At 48.0% G+C, this 16,953-nt stretch carries 16 protein-coding genes; 7 read left to right on the top strand and 9 right to left on the bottom strand.

Annotated features, from left to right (window positions below):
* The first annotated feature begins 12 nt into the window (after nucleotides 1–12).
* Complete coding sequence (locus BUB18_RS24500; RefSeq protein ID WP_073086183.1) at nucleotides 13–1,314, top strand: radical SAM family protein; 1,302 nt, start codon at nucleotides 13–15, stop codon at nucleotides 1,312–1,314.
* Here BUB18_RS24500 and BUB18_RS24495 read toward each other — a convergent pair.
* Nucleotides 1,311–2,237 (bottom strand): AraC family transcriptional regulator, encoded by a 927-nt coding sequence (locus BUB18_RS24495; protein ID WP_073086181.1) that lies wholly within the window; start codon nucleotides 2,235–2,237, stop codon nucleotides 1,311–1,313. The genes BUB18_RS24500 and BUB18_RS24495 overlap by 4 nt on opposite strands.
* 352 nt (nucleotides 2,238–2,589) lie before the next feature.
* Nucleotides 2,590–3,813 carry an MDR family MFS transporter gene (locus BUB18_RS24490; protein WP_073086179.1) on the bottom strand — a complete coding sequence of 408 codons (1,224 nt, stop codon included), beginning with the start codon at nucleotides 3,811–3,813 and terminating at the stop codon, nucleotides 2,590–2,592.
* A gap of 66 nt (nucleotides 3,814–3,879) precedes the next feature.
* Here BUB18_RS24490 and BUB18_RS24485 point away from each other — a divergent pair, with 66 nt between their 5' ends.
* From BUB18_RS24485 to BUB18_RS24475, 3 genes are all read left to right on the top strand, one after another.
* The gene (locus BUB18_RS24485) at nucleotides 3,880–4,803 is read left to right on the top strand and encodes a hypothetical protein (protein WP_143160090.1); all 924 of its coding nucleotides are present in this window, start codon (nucleotides 3,880–3,882) and stop codon (nucleotides 4,801–4,803) included.
* 164 nt (nucleotides 4,804–4,967) lie between these two features.
* Nucleotides 4,968–6,443, top strand: a complete 1,476-nt coding sequence (locus tag BUB18_RS24480; RefSeq protein WP_073086175.1) for a DUF5723 family protein — start codon at nucleotides 4,968–4,970, stop codon at nucleotides 6,441–6,443.
* 58 nt (nucleotides 6,444–6,501) lie between these two features.
* Nucleotides 6,502–7,797, top strand: a complete 1,296-nt coding sequence (locus BUB18_RS24475) for a bifunctional folylpolyglutamate synthase/dihydrofolate synthase (protein WP_073086173.1) — start codon at nucleotides 6,502–6,504, stop codon at nucleotides 7,795–7,797.
* A 2-nt stretch (nucleotides 7,798–7,799) separates the two neighbouring features.
* On the opposite strand, the gene BUB18_RS24470 is transcribed toward BUB18_RS24475, so the two are convergent.
* The 6 genes from BUB18_RS24470 to fbp form a co-directional block, all read right to left on the bottom strand.
* Entirely contained in the window at nucleotides 7,800–8,360 is a 561-nt protein-coding gene (locus BUB18_RS24470; protein WP_073086171.1) for an NUDIX hydrolase, read from the bottom strand.
* Nucleotides 8,361–8,371: 11 nt separating this feature from the next.
* A complete protein-coding gene (locus BUB18_RS24465) occupies nucleotides 8,372–8,902 on the bottom strand; it encodes a YfiT family bacillithiol transferase (RefSeq protein ID WP_073086169.1) in 531 nt (176 codons plus the stop codon).
* A 15-nt stretch (nucleotides 8,903–8,917) separates the two neighbouring features.
* Nucleotides 8,918–9,682: an ABC transporter ATP-binding protein gene (locus BUB18_RS24460; RefSeq protein WP_073086167.1), complete on the bottom strand. Its 765-nt coding sequence runs from the start codon at nucleotides 9,680–9,682 to the stop codon at nucleotides 8,918–8,920.
* Nucleotides 9,683–9,777: 95 nt separating this feature from the next.
* Nucleotides 9,778–10,266, bottom strand: a complete 489-nt coding sequence (locus BUB18_RS24455) for a CAP domain-containing protein (RefSeq protein WP_143160089.1) — start codon at nucleotides 10,264–10,266, stop codon at nucleotides 9,778–9,780.
* Between the two features lie 114 nt (nucleotides 10,267–10,380).
* Nucleotides 10,381–11,037, bottom strand: coding sequence for a GNAT family N-acetyltransferase (locus BUB18_RS24450; RefSeq protein WP_073086165.1), 657 nt, complete (start codon nucleotides 11,035–11,037; stop codon nucleotides 10,381–10,383).
* A gap of 93 nt (nucleotides 11,038–11,130) precedes the next feature.
* Nucleotides 11,131–12,144: a class 1 fructose-bisphosphatase gene (gene fbp, locus BUB18_RS24445; RefSeq protein ID WP_073086163.1), complete on the bottom strand. Its 1,014-nt coding sequence runs from the start codon at nucleotides 12,142–12,144 to the stop codon at nucleotides 11,131–11,133.
* Between the two features lie 147 nt (nucleotides 12,145–12,291).
* Here fbp and BUB18_RS24440 point away from each other — a divergent pair, with 147 nt between their 5' ends.
* The 3 genes from BUB18_RS24440 (at nucleotide 12,292) to BUB18_RS24430 (ending at nucleotide 16,390) form a co-directional block, all read left to right on the top strand.
* Complete coding sequence (locus BUB18_RS24440; protein WP_073086161.1) at nucleotides 12,292–13,560, top strand: aspartate kinase; 1,269 nt, start codon at nucleotides 12,292–12,294, stop codon at nucleotides 13,558–13,560.
* Between the two features lie 76 nt (nucleotides 13,561–13,636).
* Nucleotides 13,637–13,891 carry a hypothetical protein gene (locus tag BUB18_RS29505; RefSeq protein WP_143160088.1) on the top strand — a complete coding sequence of 85 codons (255 nt, stop codon included), beginning with the start codon at nucleotides 13,637–13,639 and terminating at the stop codon, nucleotides 13,889–13,891.
* Between the two features lie 60 nt (nucleotides 13,892–13,951).
* Nucleotides 13,952–16,390: an outer membrane beta-barrel protein gene (locus BUB18_RS24430; protein WP_083550715.1), complete on the top strand. Its 2,439-nt coding sequence runs from the start codon at nucleotides 13,952–13,954 to the stop codon at nucleotides 16,388–16,390.
* Between the two features lie 60 nt (nucleotides 16,391–16,450).
* Here BUB18_RS24430 and BUB18_RS24425 read toward each other — a convergent pair whose 3' ends face one another.
* On the bottom strand, nucleotides 16,451–16,894 hold the full coding sequence (locus BUB18_RS24425) for a CBS domain-containing protein (RefSeq protein WP_073086155.1): 444 nt from the start codon (nucleotides 16,892–16,894) through the stop codon (nucleotides 16,451–16,453).
* Nucleotides 16,895–16,953: the final 59 nt, after the last annotated feature.

Genomic DNA, 16,953 nt, shown 5'->3' with positions numbered 1-16,953 from the left:
TCAAATATATTTATGGCGGTATTAAAGCAAACACCTTACATACTTTATTCCGACGGGAATGGTAATATCTTCGAAGATACGTCCATGCTTGTAACCGGCCGTAGTGGCTGGGATGCGTGGCCTATTGAGGCGGATGAATGGATTGAATTACCGGAAGGCGGAAACTTGTATGAACTGCCCGGACGCAGAGGGATCGGTATCAATGCCGAAACCGGCGATATGCAGCTTTGTGAAAAAGGCTGGGCAGTAGCGGCTTTTATCCCGCCTGCACATACTGGTTTTTACCTGGCAGCATACGAAACCATGCCGGATGCGCCTACCCTCCCACTTTTCTGCTATACGGCAGTGGGTTGGCTGGATGGTAAATTCTATGTGCCTGCTACCCGCATCGAAGCGGATATCCGCCAGGAATGCGAAGGTTTCGATGACAAAAAAGTTAAACAGGGAGTCAACCAACTCCTGCAGGCATATCCGCACAACAGGCTGGTACAGCATCTGGCAGAAAACTGCGCGCTGACTTATCATTGTCCTGCTGCCCGTAATTATTTTATGGGGAGATGGGAATGTCCCATTCCTTCTTCACCTGCGTGTAATGCCAACTGCGTAGGCTGTATATCTTTCCAGCCGGAAGAAGAATCAATTGTATCTACACAGGATCGTTTGAAGTTCAAACCTACTGCTCACGAAATTGTGGAATACACGGTACCTCACCTGGAAACCGCTCCGTTCCCGATTGTGAGCTTTGGACAGGGTTGTGAAGGCGAACCGCTGCTGATGTGGGAAACCTTGCGTGAGTCCATCATTGAAATACGCAAGCACACACAAAAAGGCAGCATTAACATCAATACCAACGGTAGTAAACCGGATGCGGTAAGAGCGCTTTGCGAAGCAGGGCTGAATAGTATCCGTGTAAGTATGAACTCCTGCCAGGAGAAATACTATACGCCATATTACCGTCCTAATAACTATGTGTTTGATGATATCGTGGAGAGCCTGAAAGTGGTACGCGAATTTGGTGGCTGGACCAGCATCAACTATTTCGTTTTCCCTGGTATTACCGATAGTGCGGATGAATATGAAGCGCTGCGTAAACTGATTCGTGAAACAGACCTGCAAATGATCCAGTGGCGCAACTTCAACATTGATCCTGACTGGTACATGGGCCGCATGAATATTACCGATCCGGGCGAATGCCTGGGCATGAAACAATTACTGGAACTGATTCACGAGGAATTCCCTCACCTGAAATTCGGTTACTTTAATCCGCCAATGGAACGCATCAAAGGCGATTACATGCAGGATTTTGCACACTAACTAAGTTCTTCTAAAGTCAATAAAAGTCCATCCCTGTGCGCGTTTTCAGACCCAAAGCGGTACTGACGCGCATAGGTGCTGGGCGACATACCGGTTACTTTTCTGAATACACGATTGAACGTAATCGGGTTATTATACCCCGTTGCATAAGCCACTGAGGCGATGCTATCATACTCCCCACTGATTATTTTCTTACAGGCAGCGTTGATCCTGATTTCATTTAAAAACTCCAGGTAGGTTTTGCGGGTGTGCTTTTTGAAGTATTTGCAAAATGCATAGGTGGTAAGGTGCGCCACTTGCGCAATTTTGCCGAGCGTAATATTTTCTGCATAATGTTCCAGGGTATACTGGTAAATATCATTCATGCGCAATCCTTCTGACTCGCTGTAGGCATGGCGGGAGAAGCCCGTGGAGAGCGACTTCCAGTCTTTCACCTGTCGGGTCATCTGCAGCAGCAGGTGCATAAATGCCAGCAGTCTTTCTGCCCCTGTTGTTTTGGAGATGCGAATGATATCAGGTGCAAAACGCTCCTCGTATTGGGCCGGCAGTTGCAGGCTGCTGCGTGCCTGTGTAAGAAACTTACGGACGGCTTCCATTTCCGGCAAGGCCAGCAATCCCATCAGGGCGTGCTCATGGTCGAAGAAGATATGAATGGCATGGATATTCTTTTCCTGCTGGTTTTCGAAGTATTTGGCGTCGCCTTTAAACATATGCGGCTGGTTAGCACCAATCACATATACCTCCCCGGCTTTAAACGGCTGGGTATAGTTACCGGCAATCAGTGTACCCTCCCCTTTCAGGATCAGGGTGATCTGTGCTTCTTTATGGCGGTGGAGATAATGATAGAAATAAGGTAAAATGTCCTCCTGTACTACTACGGAGCCCTCGTCAGCCACCGGAACGGTAAATTGGATTACTTTCATTTACCAATTTTACTCATTTTCGGGCAAATTTGGATAATCGGGGACAATATTTGTATATCGTTTAACAATTTTTGTTGCGATTAGGGTTTTCTTGCAAAGATTTATGGAGTTTTAGGCGCCTTCGGCGCCCGAAAAGCGATCTATTTTGCACACAAAGCAGCAAAGCAGGTAAGCAGCAAAGAATTGTGTTATGTTAGATAAGGTCGTTTTGTGTCCGCCTTCGGCAGACACAAAACTCTTGAGTGAGACCGAAGGTCTCACTCAAAAAAACAAATAAGAACAAAATGCAGGCCTTAGCTGCTTACCTGCTTTGCTGCTTGGCGAGAAAAAAAGTCCGCAAGGGCCGAAGGCCCTATATGCGATATTTCTTCGGAAAATCAATCCGTTGCTGCAACAGGTAAAACCCGGTAGCAGCAATAAGACAAACGGACCCGGTAATAATCCACCAGTACGTAAAACCCAAATGCCCTACCACAAAAGCCCCGGCCGTAGGCGAAACGATATTGGCAACAGAATAAGAGATCGTGTACAATGCTGCATACTGCCCGCGGTTATGCGTTTGACTCCTGGCAATCCAGAAGCTGTTCATAAAAGGCAGGCATAACATCTCCCCGAAAGTGATAATCACCATAAACACCGGTGCCACTACCCACCAGGCGGGCAGCCCGGCAATCACATAATAAGCCACCGCCACCAGGATACTTCCCCGCACAATGAACAGCAAGTCCGGAAAACGGCCTTCCAGCCTGTAAATCATCACCATTTCAATCACCGCGATCATAATACCGTTTATGGACATCGTAAGCCCGATGGCCCACTCCTGCATACGGAGTACCTCCTTGAAATACAGCGGTACTATGCTGGAAAACTGGAACAGGCAGATGGCATTGATCATAGCGAATACCAAAAAGGTAATATAGATATGATCTTTCCAGATACTTTCTTTGGGAACAGTATGATCGGCATGACTTTTGGCGGGTGCAGGCACCGGTGGCAGCAGGATGCGCATCATGATGGCGGCAAACATACAGGTGGCTCCATCCACCCAGAACAGGAGATCGTAGCTGAAACTGGCAAGTAAACCGCCGATAGCGGGCCCGACGGACCATCCTAAGTTAACGGCTAAACGATTCAGCGCGTAGGACCGGGTTCTGTTTTCGGGTTTGCTATAGGCCGCAATCGCCATACTGTTGGCCGGCCGGAAGGCATCGCCAACAGAACTTAAGGCAAATACGCAGATGCAGAGTTGCGGAAATGTATGCATCTGACCCAATAAAATGAATAATAAACCGTTAGAGAAGAGGCTCCAGAACTGCACCTGGTAAAATCCGATGCGGTCTGCCAGCCAACCTCCTGCGGTAGCGCCAACGATGGCACCCGTTCCAAAACAGGCCATTACAATACCGGCCTGGGTAATGGTAAAATGCAGGTGTTGGGTCATGTACACGGTGAGAAAAGGTATCACCATGGTGCCGCTCCGGTTGATCAGAAGAATGAGGGATAACCACCATGTGGCCGGCGCAAGTCCGGCATAGGCATTGCGGTAAAGGTCGAGCGTTTTCTTTAGTGGGTTCATATATACGAGGCCGTAAAGATAAAATTAATGCAAACATTAGCGTAACTTATAAGGTAATTATTAACTTTGGCCGAAAGATCAAGCAGCAACAATATGCAGGAAAACAAAGGAAAAAAGAACTTACAGGCGTTGGGTGTAACTGTCGGCGTACATGCGTTGCTGTTAGTAGCCCTGTTATTTGCCGGTTTTTCTGCCCCACCGCCATTACCCAACCAGGACCTTGGCATGGAAGTGAATTTAGGTACTTCTGATGATGGTATGGGAGATGTACAGCCACTTGATCCGAATCCTCCCGCAGCGGAAACGCCTGCACCGGCACCACAACCGGAGGTGCAACAACCGGCCCCTGATGCCGACGCGCCCCAGGACATTGCAACGGACAATGACGCCGATGCGCCGGAAGTAAAGAAACCGGAAAAACCGGTAACAAAACCTCCGAAGGAATTACCTAAAAAACTGGAACCAAAACCTGAAAAGCCTGTAAAAAAGCCTGCAGCTGAAACACCGGCCAAGCCAGCTCCTGCTGCGCCTGCGCCCAAGCCTAAAGCCGTTTTCGGCGGAGTAGCCAGCAATAACAGCGCGCACAGCGGAAATGGGGCCAACGGCTCCAACAACTCCACCGGTGAGGGTAATACCGGCAAACCGGGCGACCGCGGCCAGATCAATGGCGATCCTAACGCCAAAGGATATACGGGCGGTGGTGGCCTCGGCGGCGGCAGATCCGACTTTCAGCTCAAAGGCCGCAGCCTCGTAGGACGCCCCAGCGTTACCTACGACAGTAACGAATCCGGATACGTAGCCATCAATATCAAAGTAGATAAACAGGGGAATGTAATTGCCGCCAATTACAGTATGAGCGGCTCCACTATCAGTAATGATAACCTGATCAGTATCGCCAAACGTGCAGCTTTGCAGATTAAATACAATGCCAGCCAGGATGCTCCTGAAGTTCAGTTCGGGCTCATCCGGTTCTATTTTAAAGCCGAATAAACCAAAATTCAGATAATAACTTTTCAGAAAGACCAGCATGCTCCTGATCTTCCTGTGATTTATTGGTCCTTAAACTCTACTGCACCTATGAAGACCATGAGTACGTCATGCACAGTGAGACTGTGCCATCTGAAAAACCTGTTTCAATTTACTTATCGCCAGCAATGACTATCTTCAGAAGAATTCTGTCAGGGACCATCATCTTTTTAGCCTGCGCCAACAGCGCAGCAGCTCAAACATTTTCGGGTATCCATCAAAGCAATTATGCCGGTGTTTACGGCATCCTGTACAATCCGGCCAGCGCGGCTTCCACCCGTTACAAGTGGGACCTCAACATTGCCGGTGCCGACGCCAAAGCCGGCAACACCTACATGACGATTACCAAAAAAGCATTGCTGCACCGTTATGATACCATCACCAGGAATGTAGATTACTTCCTCGATACAGCCGCCAACAGACGACAAAACGGCTGGGAAATGGCCGAAATAATGATGCCTTCCATCATGTACTCCATCGATGAAAAGCAAACCGTTTCCTTTATCTGGCGTATCCGCAGCAGCAGCAACGGCGGTAACATTCCTACGGAACAAGCTAACTTTTTCGGTAACAGCTTTCCAAACAGAGCCTATCTCAATACCAATTACACCGTACAACACGCAGCCGCTTCCTCCAACGTATGGCACGAATTCGGGCTCAGCTATGCCCGTATCATCGCTAATACCTACGGTGGCGTATGGAAGGGAGGCGTTACGGTTAAATATCTCAGCGGAATCGCCGCCGGCTATGCCTCGGTAGATAACGCCACCTTCAGAATGAACACCACCCGCAATGCGTCCGTTAGCAGCGGTACTATGCGCTATGGCTATTCTGATAACCTGGATCACTGGGACAAACCCTACATCAATAACTTCAAACCCAATGGCAACTCCGGATTTTCTGCGGACCTCGGGGTGATCTATGAATACCGCCCCGACAATGATGGCTTCGGCGATTATGAAGGCGACCACTGGAACCCTGCTGCCGACTTTTACCAATGGCGTATAGGCGCTTCCATTACCGATATCGGCAGCATCGGCTACAATAAAGCGCCCGGTAATACAGACCTGGACCTCACTACTGAGAGCATTGATCCTTACAGCATCACCTACAAGAAAAATCAGAGCCTGCGTCAGTTTGCAAGGCAACTCAATAACGCATTTACGCCTATCGCCTCCGATTCAGTATTTCGCATGGCCTTACCCGCCACATTGCATCTGATGGCGGATTACAACATTGACGGCCGGTTTTATGTGTCCGCCAACGCCGACATTGCGCTAAACGGCGGCCCTAACAATATTTACAAAACTTACGGCATGACGCAGGTTCAGGTAACACCCCGCTATGATGTAGACCTCTTTGGTGCTTACATGCCTATCATCGTGAATAAAAACGGGATGGCCGATGTGGGTGCCGGCTTCAGAATAGGGCCGTTGATTGTAGGTTCCAATACGTTGTTCACAAACCTCTTCCGCAAAACGGTGAACCGCGCGGATGCGTATGTGGCTTTACGTTGGGTACCTATCAAAAGGAGCGATCCAAATGGTGGTGGCATCTTCCATATGCGTAAGCGACAACTGCGTTGCCCGGTCAACAATAACTAAGTGCCGGCGCGCGTGAAAATGGCAGGAATATTTATCTTCGCCGTGAAGATTTTAAGCCATGCAGACATATCAAGAAACACTGGACTTCCTGTATCAGCAGCTGCCCATGTTTAGCAGAGTAGGCGCCAGCGCCATCAAGAAAGATCTTGACAACACCCTGGCCCTGTTGGAGATCAGTGGTCATCCACAACATAAATTCAAATCCATTCACGTTGCCGGCACCAATGGTAAAGGTTCCACCAGCCATATGCTGGCAGCCATCTTTCAGCAGGCCGGGTATAAAACCGGCCTGTACACCTCTCCTCACCTGCTTGATTTCAGGGAACGTATCAGAATAAACGGGCAAATGGTCAGTGAGGATTTTGTTATCTCTTTTACAGAGAAGATGAAACCGCATATTGCGGCCATTCAGCCTTCCTTCTTTGAGCTGACCGTGGCCATGGCGTTCCAGCATTTTGCTGAAGAGCAGGTGGACATCGCCATTATAGAAGTTGGGCTGGGCGGGCGTTTGGACAGCACCAACGTTATCACACCGGAACTCTCCCTGATCACCAATATCAGCTACGATCATAAAAACCTGCTGGGTGATACCCTCACCCAAATTGCCGGAGAAAAAGCCGGCATCATCAAACCGGGTGTACCTGTAATAATCAGCGAACGACAGGAAGAAACGAAAGAAGTATTTATGGTGAAGGCCGCTGAAACCGGCTCGCCTATTCGTTTTGCAGATGAAGAATGGATAGGTGCCGCCAATGGCACCAACATTACCAACACCCATTTGGAACTAACGTTACTGCATATACGCCAGCAACAAACACACCATTACAAACTGGATCTCAACGGCCAGTACCAGGAAAAAAATGTGATGGGGGTATTGTCCGCCGTACATCAGCTGATAGCAGATGGCTGGAAAATTACCGAAGAAGATATTACCGCTGCGCTGAGTCATGTAAAGAAACTCACGGGGCTGCGCGGCAGATGGGAAGTCGTAAACCAGCATCCGCTCACCGTGCTGGACGTAGGCCACAATGAAGCAGGGATCACCGAAATTGTGCAGCAGCTGCGCCATGTCACCTACACCTCCCTGCATATTGTTACCGGCTTTGTGAAGGATAAAGAAGTAGAAAAAGTGCTTCCGCTGTTTCCCAAAACAGCTAAATATTATTTCTGTAAAGCACAGATACCCCGCGCACTTGATGAGATTAGTCTTGCTGAAATGGCCGCACCACACGGCCTCCAGGGCCAGGCATATCCTTCTGTGCAGCATGCCTTACAGGCTGCCAAACAACATGCCCAGCCTGATGATATGATACTGGTATGTGGTAGCTTCTTTATTGTGTCAGAAGCGATGTAAAACTATTTAAACTGTAACCGGCCCATATGCTGCAAGGCATAGAACACACAGGTTACGTGCAAACTTTGCAGCAGCTTATTCTCCAGGATGAGTTGCTGCAAGGCTTCAATCGACATCAGTTCAATTTCGATCTGCTCATTATCATCCAGTTCCTGCTCCTTTACTTTCACACCACCGGTAGCAAGAAACATATGTGTGAGGTTATTGGTAGAACCTGGATTAGCTGAAACAGCGCCCAGTGGAATGATTTCCCTGAAAGCATACCCCGTTTCCTCCATCAGCTCCCGTTCCATGGCAAATGCCGGGGAAGGATCGGTATCATCCATGGTACCGGCGGGAATTTCGATCAGCGTTTGCTTCAGACCATGACGGTACTGCCTGATCATGATAGCCTGGCCGTCTTCCGTTAATGCCAGTCCGTTTACCCAGTCGTTATATTCCAACACATAATAGGGGTCTACAATACGGCCATCCGGTGTTTCACATTTATCTCTTCTGGCTGTCAGCCACGTATCCCTGTGCAGGTATTCGGACGACAATAATTTCCAATCCATGTTATTCATAAGTGCTGCTTTTAGTCCCAGTTCATGCGCTCTTTCAACCCTGTAACATGTGCCAGGTGATGTAATCCGTGCCAGGAATAGGTGGCGGCGAGTGTTTTCAGGTTAATTTCCTTTTTGCTTTCCGGATGGAAAACAGTGCGTTCCCACTGCTCCCCTTCTATGCTTTTGAGCAGGGCTGTCCACCGTGTATGCAGAGCATGCAGCAGTGTGATAGATACATTGATAGGCGTGGTTTTCACATCTTCCAGTTCCGCCCATGCAGCCTCGTCGTAAGGCTTAATGGTAGGATTATCTTCCGTGAGCGCAAGTTTAAAACGCGTATAGGCGTTGAGGTGAGAGTCCGCCACGTGATGCACCAATTGCGTAACAGTCCATCCTTCCGGGCGATAAGGTGTATCCAGTTGGGCCTGATCCAGTGTTTGCACGGTAATTTCCAGCAGTGACGGCAGGTACCTGATATCGTTGATAAAGCGTTGCAGTTCTTCAGGGGTATAATCAGCCTTTGCCTGAAAACGGCCGATCGGGTATTTCAATGCTTCCATTATAAACGGTGTTAGTTAGTCTTCTCTTAATTCCTTTCCGGTAAGGTGAATAAACACATCTTCCAGGTTGGCTTTTTTCACTTCTTTTTTGCGCTCAAAACCTTGTGATACCAGCTGGTCTATCAGGTTATCGGGAGATGCCAGTGCAATTATTTGTCCGCTGTCCACTATTGCGCAGCGGTCGCACAGGAACTCGGCTTCATCCATATAATGCGTAGTGATCACCACGGTGGTACCCTGCGCTCTTACCTGCAGGATCAGGTCCCAGAGGCTTCTGCGCGCCTGCGGATCAAGCCCGGTGGTGGGTTCATCCAGGAAGATAATCCTGGGTTTATTGATCAGCGTGGTAGCGATGGAAAAACGTTGTTTCTGGCCACCGGAGAGCTCTTTGTACTTGTTTTTGGCCTTATCGGTGAGGTTGAATTTCTCCAGGAGTTCCAGGGGTTTTACTTCCTGGTTATAGAGGCCGCCGAACATTTCAATCAGCTCTGTAAGTGTCAGGTTTGGGTAGTAGCCGGAGCTTTGTAGCTGTACGCCGATAATCTTTTTTATTTCGTTGGGTTGCTGGTCCAGGTCATATCCATCTACGTTGATGGTGCCGCTGGTTTTATCCCGCAACGTTTCTATGATTTCGAGTGTGGTGGACTTTCCAGCGCCGTTTGGGCCCAGGAGGCCGAATATTTCCCCTTCATACACATCGAAGCTGATGCCTTTCACTGCGGTAAAATCACCGTACTTCTTCACCAGGTTATTTACCTCGATGATCTTTTTCTTTTCCATGCTGCCAAATTAGACATTAATTGCCAAAAGATAAAGGCAAGTCCTGGTGGGGACTTGCCTTTATTTATCTGATGTAAGCCGAATTGTGCGCTACACTATTTTTTGATAAACACCTGTGTGAAGAAGGTGATACGGCCGTTGCCCTTGGCGGCGCCGATGCCGATGGTATTGTAGTCGCCCAGCATGTTGCGGCGGTGGCCCGGACTTTTAATCCAGCCATTTACTACTTCTTCTGCGTCGAGCGTACCATAGGCCACATTTTCAGCGGCGGCATTTACTCTTCCTAATTTTTTGGAGATGTTAGCCACGCGTTCTTCAAAGCCTTCATGTCCGAAGCCGGTGCTGCCGTTTGCCATATCCCGGCTATGACGTTGCGCCTGCTGGCTGCAGTAGGAATCCAGCTGTAATGGCTTTAAGCCTTTGGAAGCCCTGAATTTGTTGGTATAAAAAAGGATTTGCTCCTCCAAGGTGCCGCCCGCGTCAGTAGTATGACGGGTGGTAGCGCTGGAGCATGCACTCACTTGAAATGCACTGAAGATGGCTACCAGTAAAGCAAGGATGCTGCGGCTTTTCAAAACGAACATAAAAATAATGGTTAATAATAAAAAATGATTAATGTGTATGTATAGAGACTAAAAAATTGTGCCAGAGTTTAGTTTTTAGGGAGAGATTGGATGAGATTGTTTGCAAAAGCCCGCTCATGGCAGGTTTCCACCTACAGGGATTACAGCACTGGTATAGGGGCGGATCACTTGCCAGCCCATGGTTTCATAGAGGCTGCGGCCCATCGGGGTGGCTACGAGCACGCCATTGGGAATCCCCATCTGGTAGCCTTTCTCGGCAAGGGCAGTGATGATACAGGTGCCCAGGCCTTTGCGACGGTGGTTATCATCTACCATAATACGGTCGAATATCAGCTGATCGCTCACAGGTATTAGCCGGCCATTACCGGCGGTATCGCCTTCGGGGGATTTGATGACGACCAGGAGGCCGCCGGGAACGATGGTAAAATCAAGTGTATAACCGGCGGGCAATGGTGCGGCAACAGGTGCCTGCTGCCATTGGCAGGTCATCATAAAGGCGGGTTCCAGGATTTTCCAGTGTGCAGGTAACAGTGGCTGTACGGCTTCGGCTGCGGCGCATACTTTGATAAATACCAGAGGTCGGGTAATGGAACTGGCCACAGTAGCTATTTCCGGGCAGATATCCGGAAACAGGTAGCGGGCTGCCTGGTCCGGCATGTTTACATCAATGCGCAACGCGCCCTGATCCGTCACCGGTGAGGGTACTTCGCGGGAAATGGCCCAGCCTCGTGCCCATTTTTCGAGTAAGGAATGGGAAAAACGTGTTGGCATTAGTAGTTTGTTTAAGCTGAAGAGCCGGAGTGCCTTCGGCACTCCGGCTCTTCAGCATTTGCCCACCGCCAACGGCGGCGAGCCAGTGCTAAATTAATTCTTATTTACAATATCTTTCCAGGTTTCCATCATATTTTTGGAACCGATGAAGATAGGCACGCGCTGGTGCAGTTGCGCCGGCTTGAGCTCCAGCAATCGCTGGCGGCCATTTGCCATTGCCACTCCTCCTGCCTTTTCCATCAGGAAAGACATTGGGTTACATTCATAGCACAAACGCAGTCTCCCTGATTTATACTTACCAAATGCAGGATACATGAAAATACCTCCCTGGATCAGCGTACGATGGATTTCAGCCACCATGCAGCCAACGAAGCGGTGGCGGTAAATGCGGTCGTTTTCATCGCGGGCCATGAAATGATCGATGGAGTCGCGGATATTTTTCTCGTAGAGGTGGTAGTAGCCAACGTTTACAGAGAAGATATCGCTTTCCGGCGGACATTTCAGGTTAGGGTGCGACAGGCAGAATTCGCCGATGGAAGGGTCGAGCGTGAAGCCCTGCACACTTCTGCGGGTAGCGTACACCATCATGGTAGAAGAACCGTAGATAATATACCCTGCTGCAATCTGCTGGGTACCGGGCTGCAGGAAGTCTTCTAGGTTACACTCCTCTCCTTCCGGCGACAGGCGGCGGTATACGGAGAAGATGGTACCGATGGATACGTTCACATCGATATTGCTGGAACCATCCAGCGGATCGATCAACACCACATATTTTGACTTTTTGGAATGCTCATCGTTGAAGGCAATGAAGTTTTCATTTTCTTCGGAGGCAAGCCCACAGCAGTAAATGCTGGATTGGAGGGAGGCAATGAACTGATCATTTGCAAACACGTCCAGTTTCTTAACAGATTCACCCTGAACGTTGGTGGTACCGGCTTCGCCAAGGATGTCGGCAATACCGGCCTTGTTAACTTCCACGTTTACTCTTTTCGCTGCGAGACCAATATCCCGCAAAAGGCCAGACAGCTGACCAGTAGCACCCGGATAGTTACGTAACTCCTGGATGGTGAACTCATCCAGTGTCATTACTCTTTGCTTGTGATTCATAACGTTAACTATAAGTTTCGCCAACGAAAGTACGGCAATTGGATTTTATTTTAATGAAACTGTCATTTATCTGTAATTCGATTTTAAAACAATTCTAAACTTGCCTTACTTTGCCAAATATTTTTTTAATAGAAGCCAAAATATCATATGAAGGTTTTTAAGTTCGGAGGCGCAAGTTTAGAAAGTGTTGAACGCATCCGCCAGGTAGGTCAAATTATCCAGTCTTTCCCGGAAGACAAGCTGCTGATTGTTATATCGGCGATGGGCAAAACCACCAATGAGCTGGAAAAGGTAGCACAGAACTACTATCTGCGCAAGCGCGAAATCGCCGCCCAGTTGCTGTATAATGTAGAGCAGCAGCACATGCAGGTGGCAGAAGCCCTGCTGGGTAACCGGGAAAATCCGCTGTTTACACAACTGCAGCAGTTCTTTACGGAAGCGGAATGGACACTGGGCGAAAAACCAATGCGGGCATATGATTACTATTACGACCAGCTGGTGAGCCTCGGGGAACTGCTGAGCACCGCTATCGTTAGCGCGTACTTCAACAGTGTTGGTATCCATAACACCTGGCTGGATGTTCGGGACGTATTCCGTACCGATGATAACTTCCGGGATGCAAATATCGACTGGGACATTACCCAGCGCCAGGTCACTGAAAAAGTACTGCCGCTCTTCAACAACACCAGCATTGTCATCTCCCAGGGCTTCATTGGTAGTACCGACCAAAATGAAAGTGTGACCCTGGGCCGCGAAGGCAGCGACTACTCCGCCGCCGTATTTGCCAACATGCTGGATGCCGAAAGCCAAACCATCTGGAAAGATGTGGAAGGCCTGAAAAATGCCGATCCGAAACTTTTTCCCAATACCGTCAATATCCCGGAGATCACTTACGGGGAGGTAATTGAAATGGCATTTTATGGTGCACAGGTGATTCACCCGAAAACCATTAAACCACTGCAAAACAAACAGATACCCCTGTATGTAAAATGCTTCCTGGATAAGAATCTGCCTGGTACGGTGATTAAAGAAGTGGCAGATATCAAGCAGCTGCCACCGATTATTGTGCTGAAAAAAAATCAGGTGTTGCTACATATAACTTCCAAAGACTACTCTTTCATCACGGAAGAGAAGATCAGTGGTATTTATGAAATCTTCCATGGCCTGAAAATCAAGATCAACCTGATGCAGAATGGCGCAATCAGCTTCTCCTGCTGTATTGACAATAACCCGGAAAAGATTGAGCTGCTGATCAAAACCTTACACAACGACTTCAAGATCAACTACAACGAAGGACTGGAACTACTGACCGTTCGTTACTACCAGGACAGCCTGCTGGAAGAACTCAGTAACGGCCATCCTGTATTGCTGGAACAGCGCTCCCCTACTACGATACAGCGGTTGTGGAAGAAATAAACTTATCAGTAAATTATTAATTTTGACAGGCGGTGCAACTTTTTTCATACAAAGGCGTCTTTAGAAAAACAGCCTTATGAAAAAAGTTGCTTTTTTATTGATTGGAATAACGGCGGCCGTGGCCTGCGGGGGCAGCATGGTAGCAAGCCACGGGCCTCATTTGTCCCCCGATGTTTTACCTTTCTACTTATTTTCAGCAGGCAACATCATCAAGCCTGCCGAAACAGCTGACCCGGAACCAGAGAAGAAATATTGCAATTCAAACACGGAAACCAAGGAATCACCCTGTAAAGTGTTGTTGGGTAGCTTTTCAATTTTAAACATCAGATAGTCCATAAGGTTTTTAGCCTGAATTTTTGCTTGGAGAAAAATTAATAACCGCCTCGATAGTATGAGAAAACTAATGATTGCGTTGGGAATGCTTATGCACCTAATGTTAACCGCCAATGCTCAAAAGTCTGCCGCCGTAAACGGTACCATTTCTGTAAAAGTCAGTGATAAAGCAGGAAAACCCTTGCCTTTCGCCAGTATTTTGTTACGCAAAACACAAGACTCTTCCCTGGTTAAGGGGGAATTATCCACTGAAAACGGCACCTGTAATTTCAGTAACATCCCGGAGGGCGAATACTTCATCCAGGCCTCCCAAATGGGCTTTAGCACCCATTTTATTCCCAACTTCCAGATAGATGCCTCCCATAAGAAATTCAGCTTCGACAGCATTGCACTGGAGCCGCTTACTAAAAGTTTGCAGGCCGTAAACGTAACCGCCCAGAAGCCTTATATAGAAAGAGAACCCGGCAAAACCATCCTGAACGTGGAAAGCAGCCCTACCGCTGCCGGTAACACAGCCCTGGATTTACTGCGTAAGGCGCCGGGCGTTAACCTCGACAACAACGAAAACGTAATCCTCCAGGGCAAGTCCGTACAGGTAATGGTAGACGGTAAGCTCACCTATCTCTCCGGAGAACAGCTGACGAACCTCCTCAAAAGTACACCCGCCGAAAACATTGCGCAAATAGAGCTGATGACTACTCCTCCCGCCAAATACGATGCTTCCGGAAACGGTGGTATCATCAACATCAAAACCAAGAAGGGTAAAATGACCGGCATCAACGGGTCTGTGAATGGTACCTTCACGCAAGGCTGGTACCCACAGATCAATGGTGGCGGTAACTTCAACTGGCGTACGGAAAAGTTTAACCTGTACGGGAATGGTAGCCTCGGGGAATACCGCAACTATGTGCAGCGCGACTTCCGGCGCACCTTCCGGGATGTGAACGACACGTCGATGCTCTCCCAGGATATCAAACAAAAAAATAAGTTTAACGACAGAAGCTACAAAGCAGGACTGGATTACTTCATCAACGACAAACACACCGTAGGCGTACTGGTAAATGGTTATAACAACTCCTTTTCTTCCAGGATACCCAGTACTACCAACCTGTTCAAACCAGGCATGGCACCGGATTCCATTCTCTCATCCTATACTACGAACGACAATAACTTCGACAACATCGCCGTAAACCTGAACTACAAAGGCGTACTGGATACGATGGGTAAAGAAATAAGCGTAGATGCCGATTATGCCAACTTCCGCAACCAGCGGCATATGATCCTCAACGATAGTATGCTGGATAATCACACCCACCAATACCGTAACATGAATGGAGTGCAGAACAATGCAGCAACTAACATTACGATCAAGAGTCTGAAAACGGATATGGTGTTTCCATGGGGCAAACAGGGTAAACTCGAAACGGGTGCCAAGGTGAGCTTTGTATCTACCAATAATGTGATGCTATATGACTCCCTGCAAAGCGGCAAATATGTGAGAGCATATTCCCAGAGTGATGAATTTGATTACCAGGAAGATGTATACGCAGCGTATGCCAGCTACAAAAAGTCGATTAACAAAACCAGCTTTAACCTGGGCGGGCGACTGGAATATACCCGCTCTAACGGTTACTCCCACACGATGGACAGTACGGTAGTAAATAACTACCTTAATTTCTTCCCGAATATTAGTGTGGAACAAAAGATCAACGATAAAAACAAACTCAGTTTGAGTTACACCAGGAGAATTGACCGACCTGAATACGGGCAGCTGAACCCTTTCATTTTTTACCTGGACCGTTATACCTACCGCCAGGGAAATCCTTTCCTGAAGCCGCAGTATACCAGTACCGGGGAACTGAGTTATGTACTAAAGGACAAGTATATTTTTACGTTTAACGCCAGCCGGATCAATCATATCATCGAAGAATTCCTGACGCAGGATAATGATACGAAGATTACGACCAGTACTGATGTAAACTACAACCATGCTGATTTCATGAACCTGAATGTGACGGTGCCGATTGACGTTACCAAGTGGTGGCATATGGATAACAACGTGAATCTTTCTTACGCCAGTTACCTGGTACAGGTGGGCAGCGGACCGCTGGAAACGCGTACCAACTATAGCTACAGCGCTAATACTACGCAGTCATTCAGTCTGCCGAAAGACTACAAGATTGAGCTAACAGGTTTCTATCAGTCGCCGTTTATTTTCGGTATATTCAAGGGTGATCCGCAGTATAACGCAAACCTTGGTATCCAGAAAACTTTCCTGGAAAAAAAGGCAACGGTAAAATTGAATGTAAACAACCTGTTATCTGTACAGTATTTCCGTGGGAGAGCGCAGTATGGCTCATTGGATATGAGTATTTATAACATCTGGCAATACAGAACAGTAGGAATTTACTTTAGTTATAAATTCGGCAGTAACACCATTAAAGCCGCACGTGACCGTCAAACTGGTGCCAGTGCAGAGGCGAAACGCGCTGGTTGATTCCGTCTTTATCAGTTTCAAAGGGCTGGTTGTTCGGTGGAGCAACCGGCCCTTTTTCGTTTAGCCGTGCGAGCCATTGATATACAACTCCAGGTTGGAGATGATATGTTTTTGGTCGTTAATAATATACTTCACAACATCGCCGATAGAAATAATTCCGATCAATTGATTTTGGTCGTTTACAACAGGCAGGTGGCGGATATGTTTGTCCGTCATTTTCACCATACAGTCTTCAATAGAGCTTTCTACTGTAACCGTGTAAGGATCTGCTGTCATAATTTCGCTGATAAGTGTGTCTTTGGATGCCCGTCCCTTGAGGATGACACGTCGGGCGTAGTCGCGTTCGGAGAAGATTCCAAGGCAATGGTCATTTTCATCTACAACCGTCAATGCCCCAACGTTTCGATCTACCAGCATTTGAATTCCTTCGTACACGGTGTTGTCAGGACGAATAGCGTAAACTGCGTGACCCTTGGCCTCCAGGATGTTGCGTACTGTTCCCATGGTAAGCCTAATTTGGTGTTAAGAAATGAAAAACCGACTCTAACCTAAGATAACGAATT

Origin of the sequence: Chitinophaga jiangningensis (genome assembly GCF_900142605.1) — a bacterium.
In the GTDB taxonomy this organism is placed as follows: Bacteria; Bacteroidota; Bacteroidia; order Chitinophagales; family Chitinophagaceae; genus Chitinophaga; species Chitinophaga jiangningensis.
This window is presented reverse-complemented; position numbering and strand designations above follow the sequence as displayed.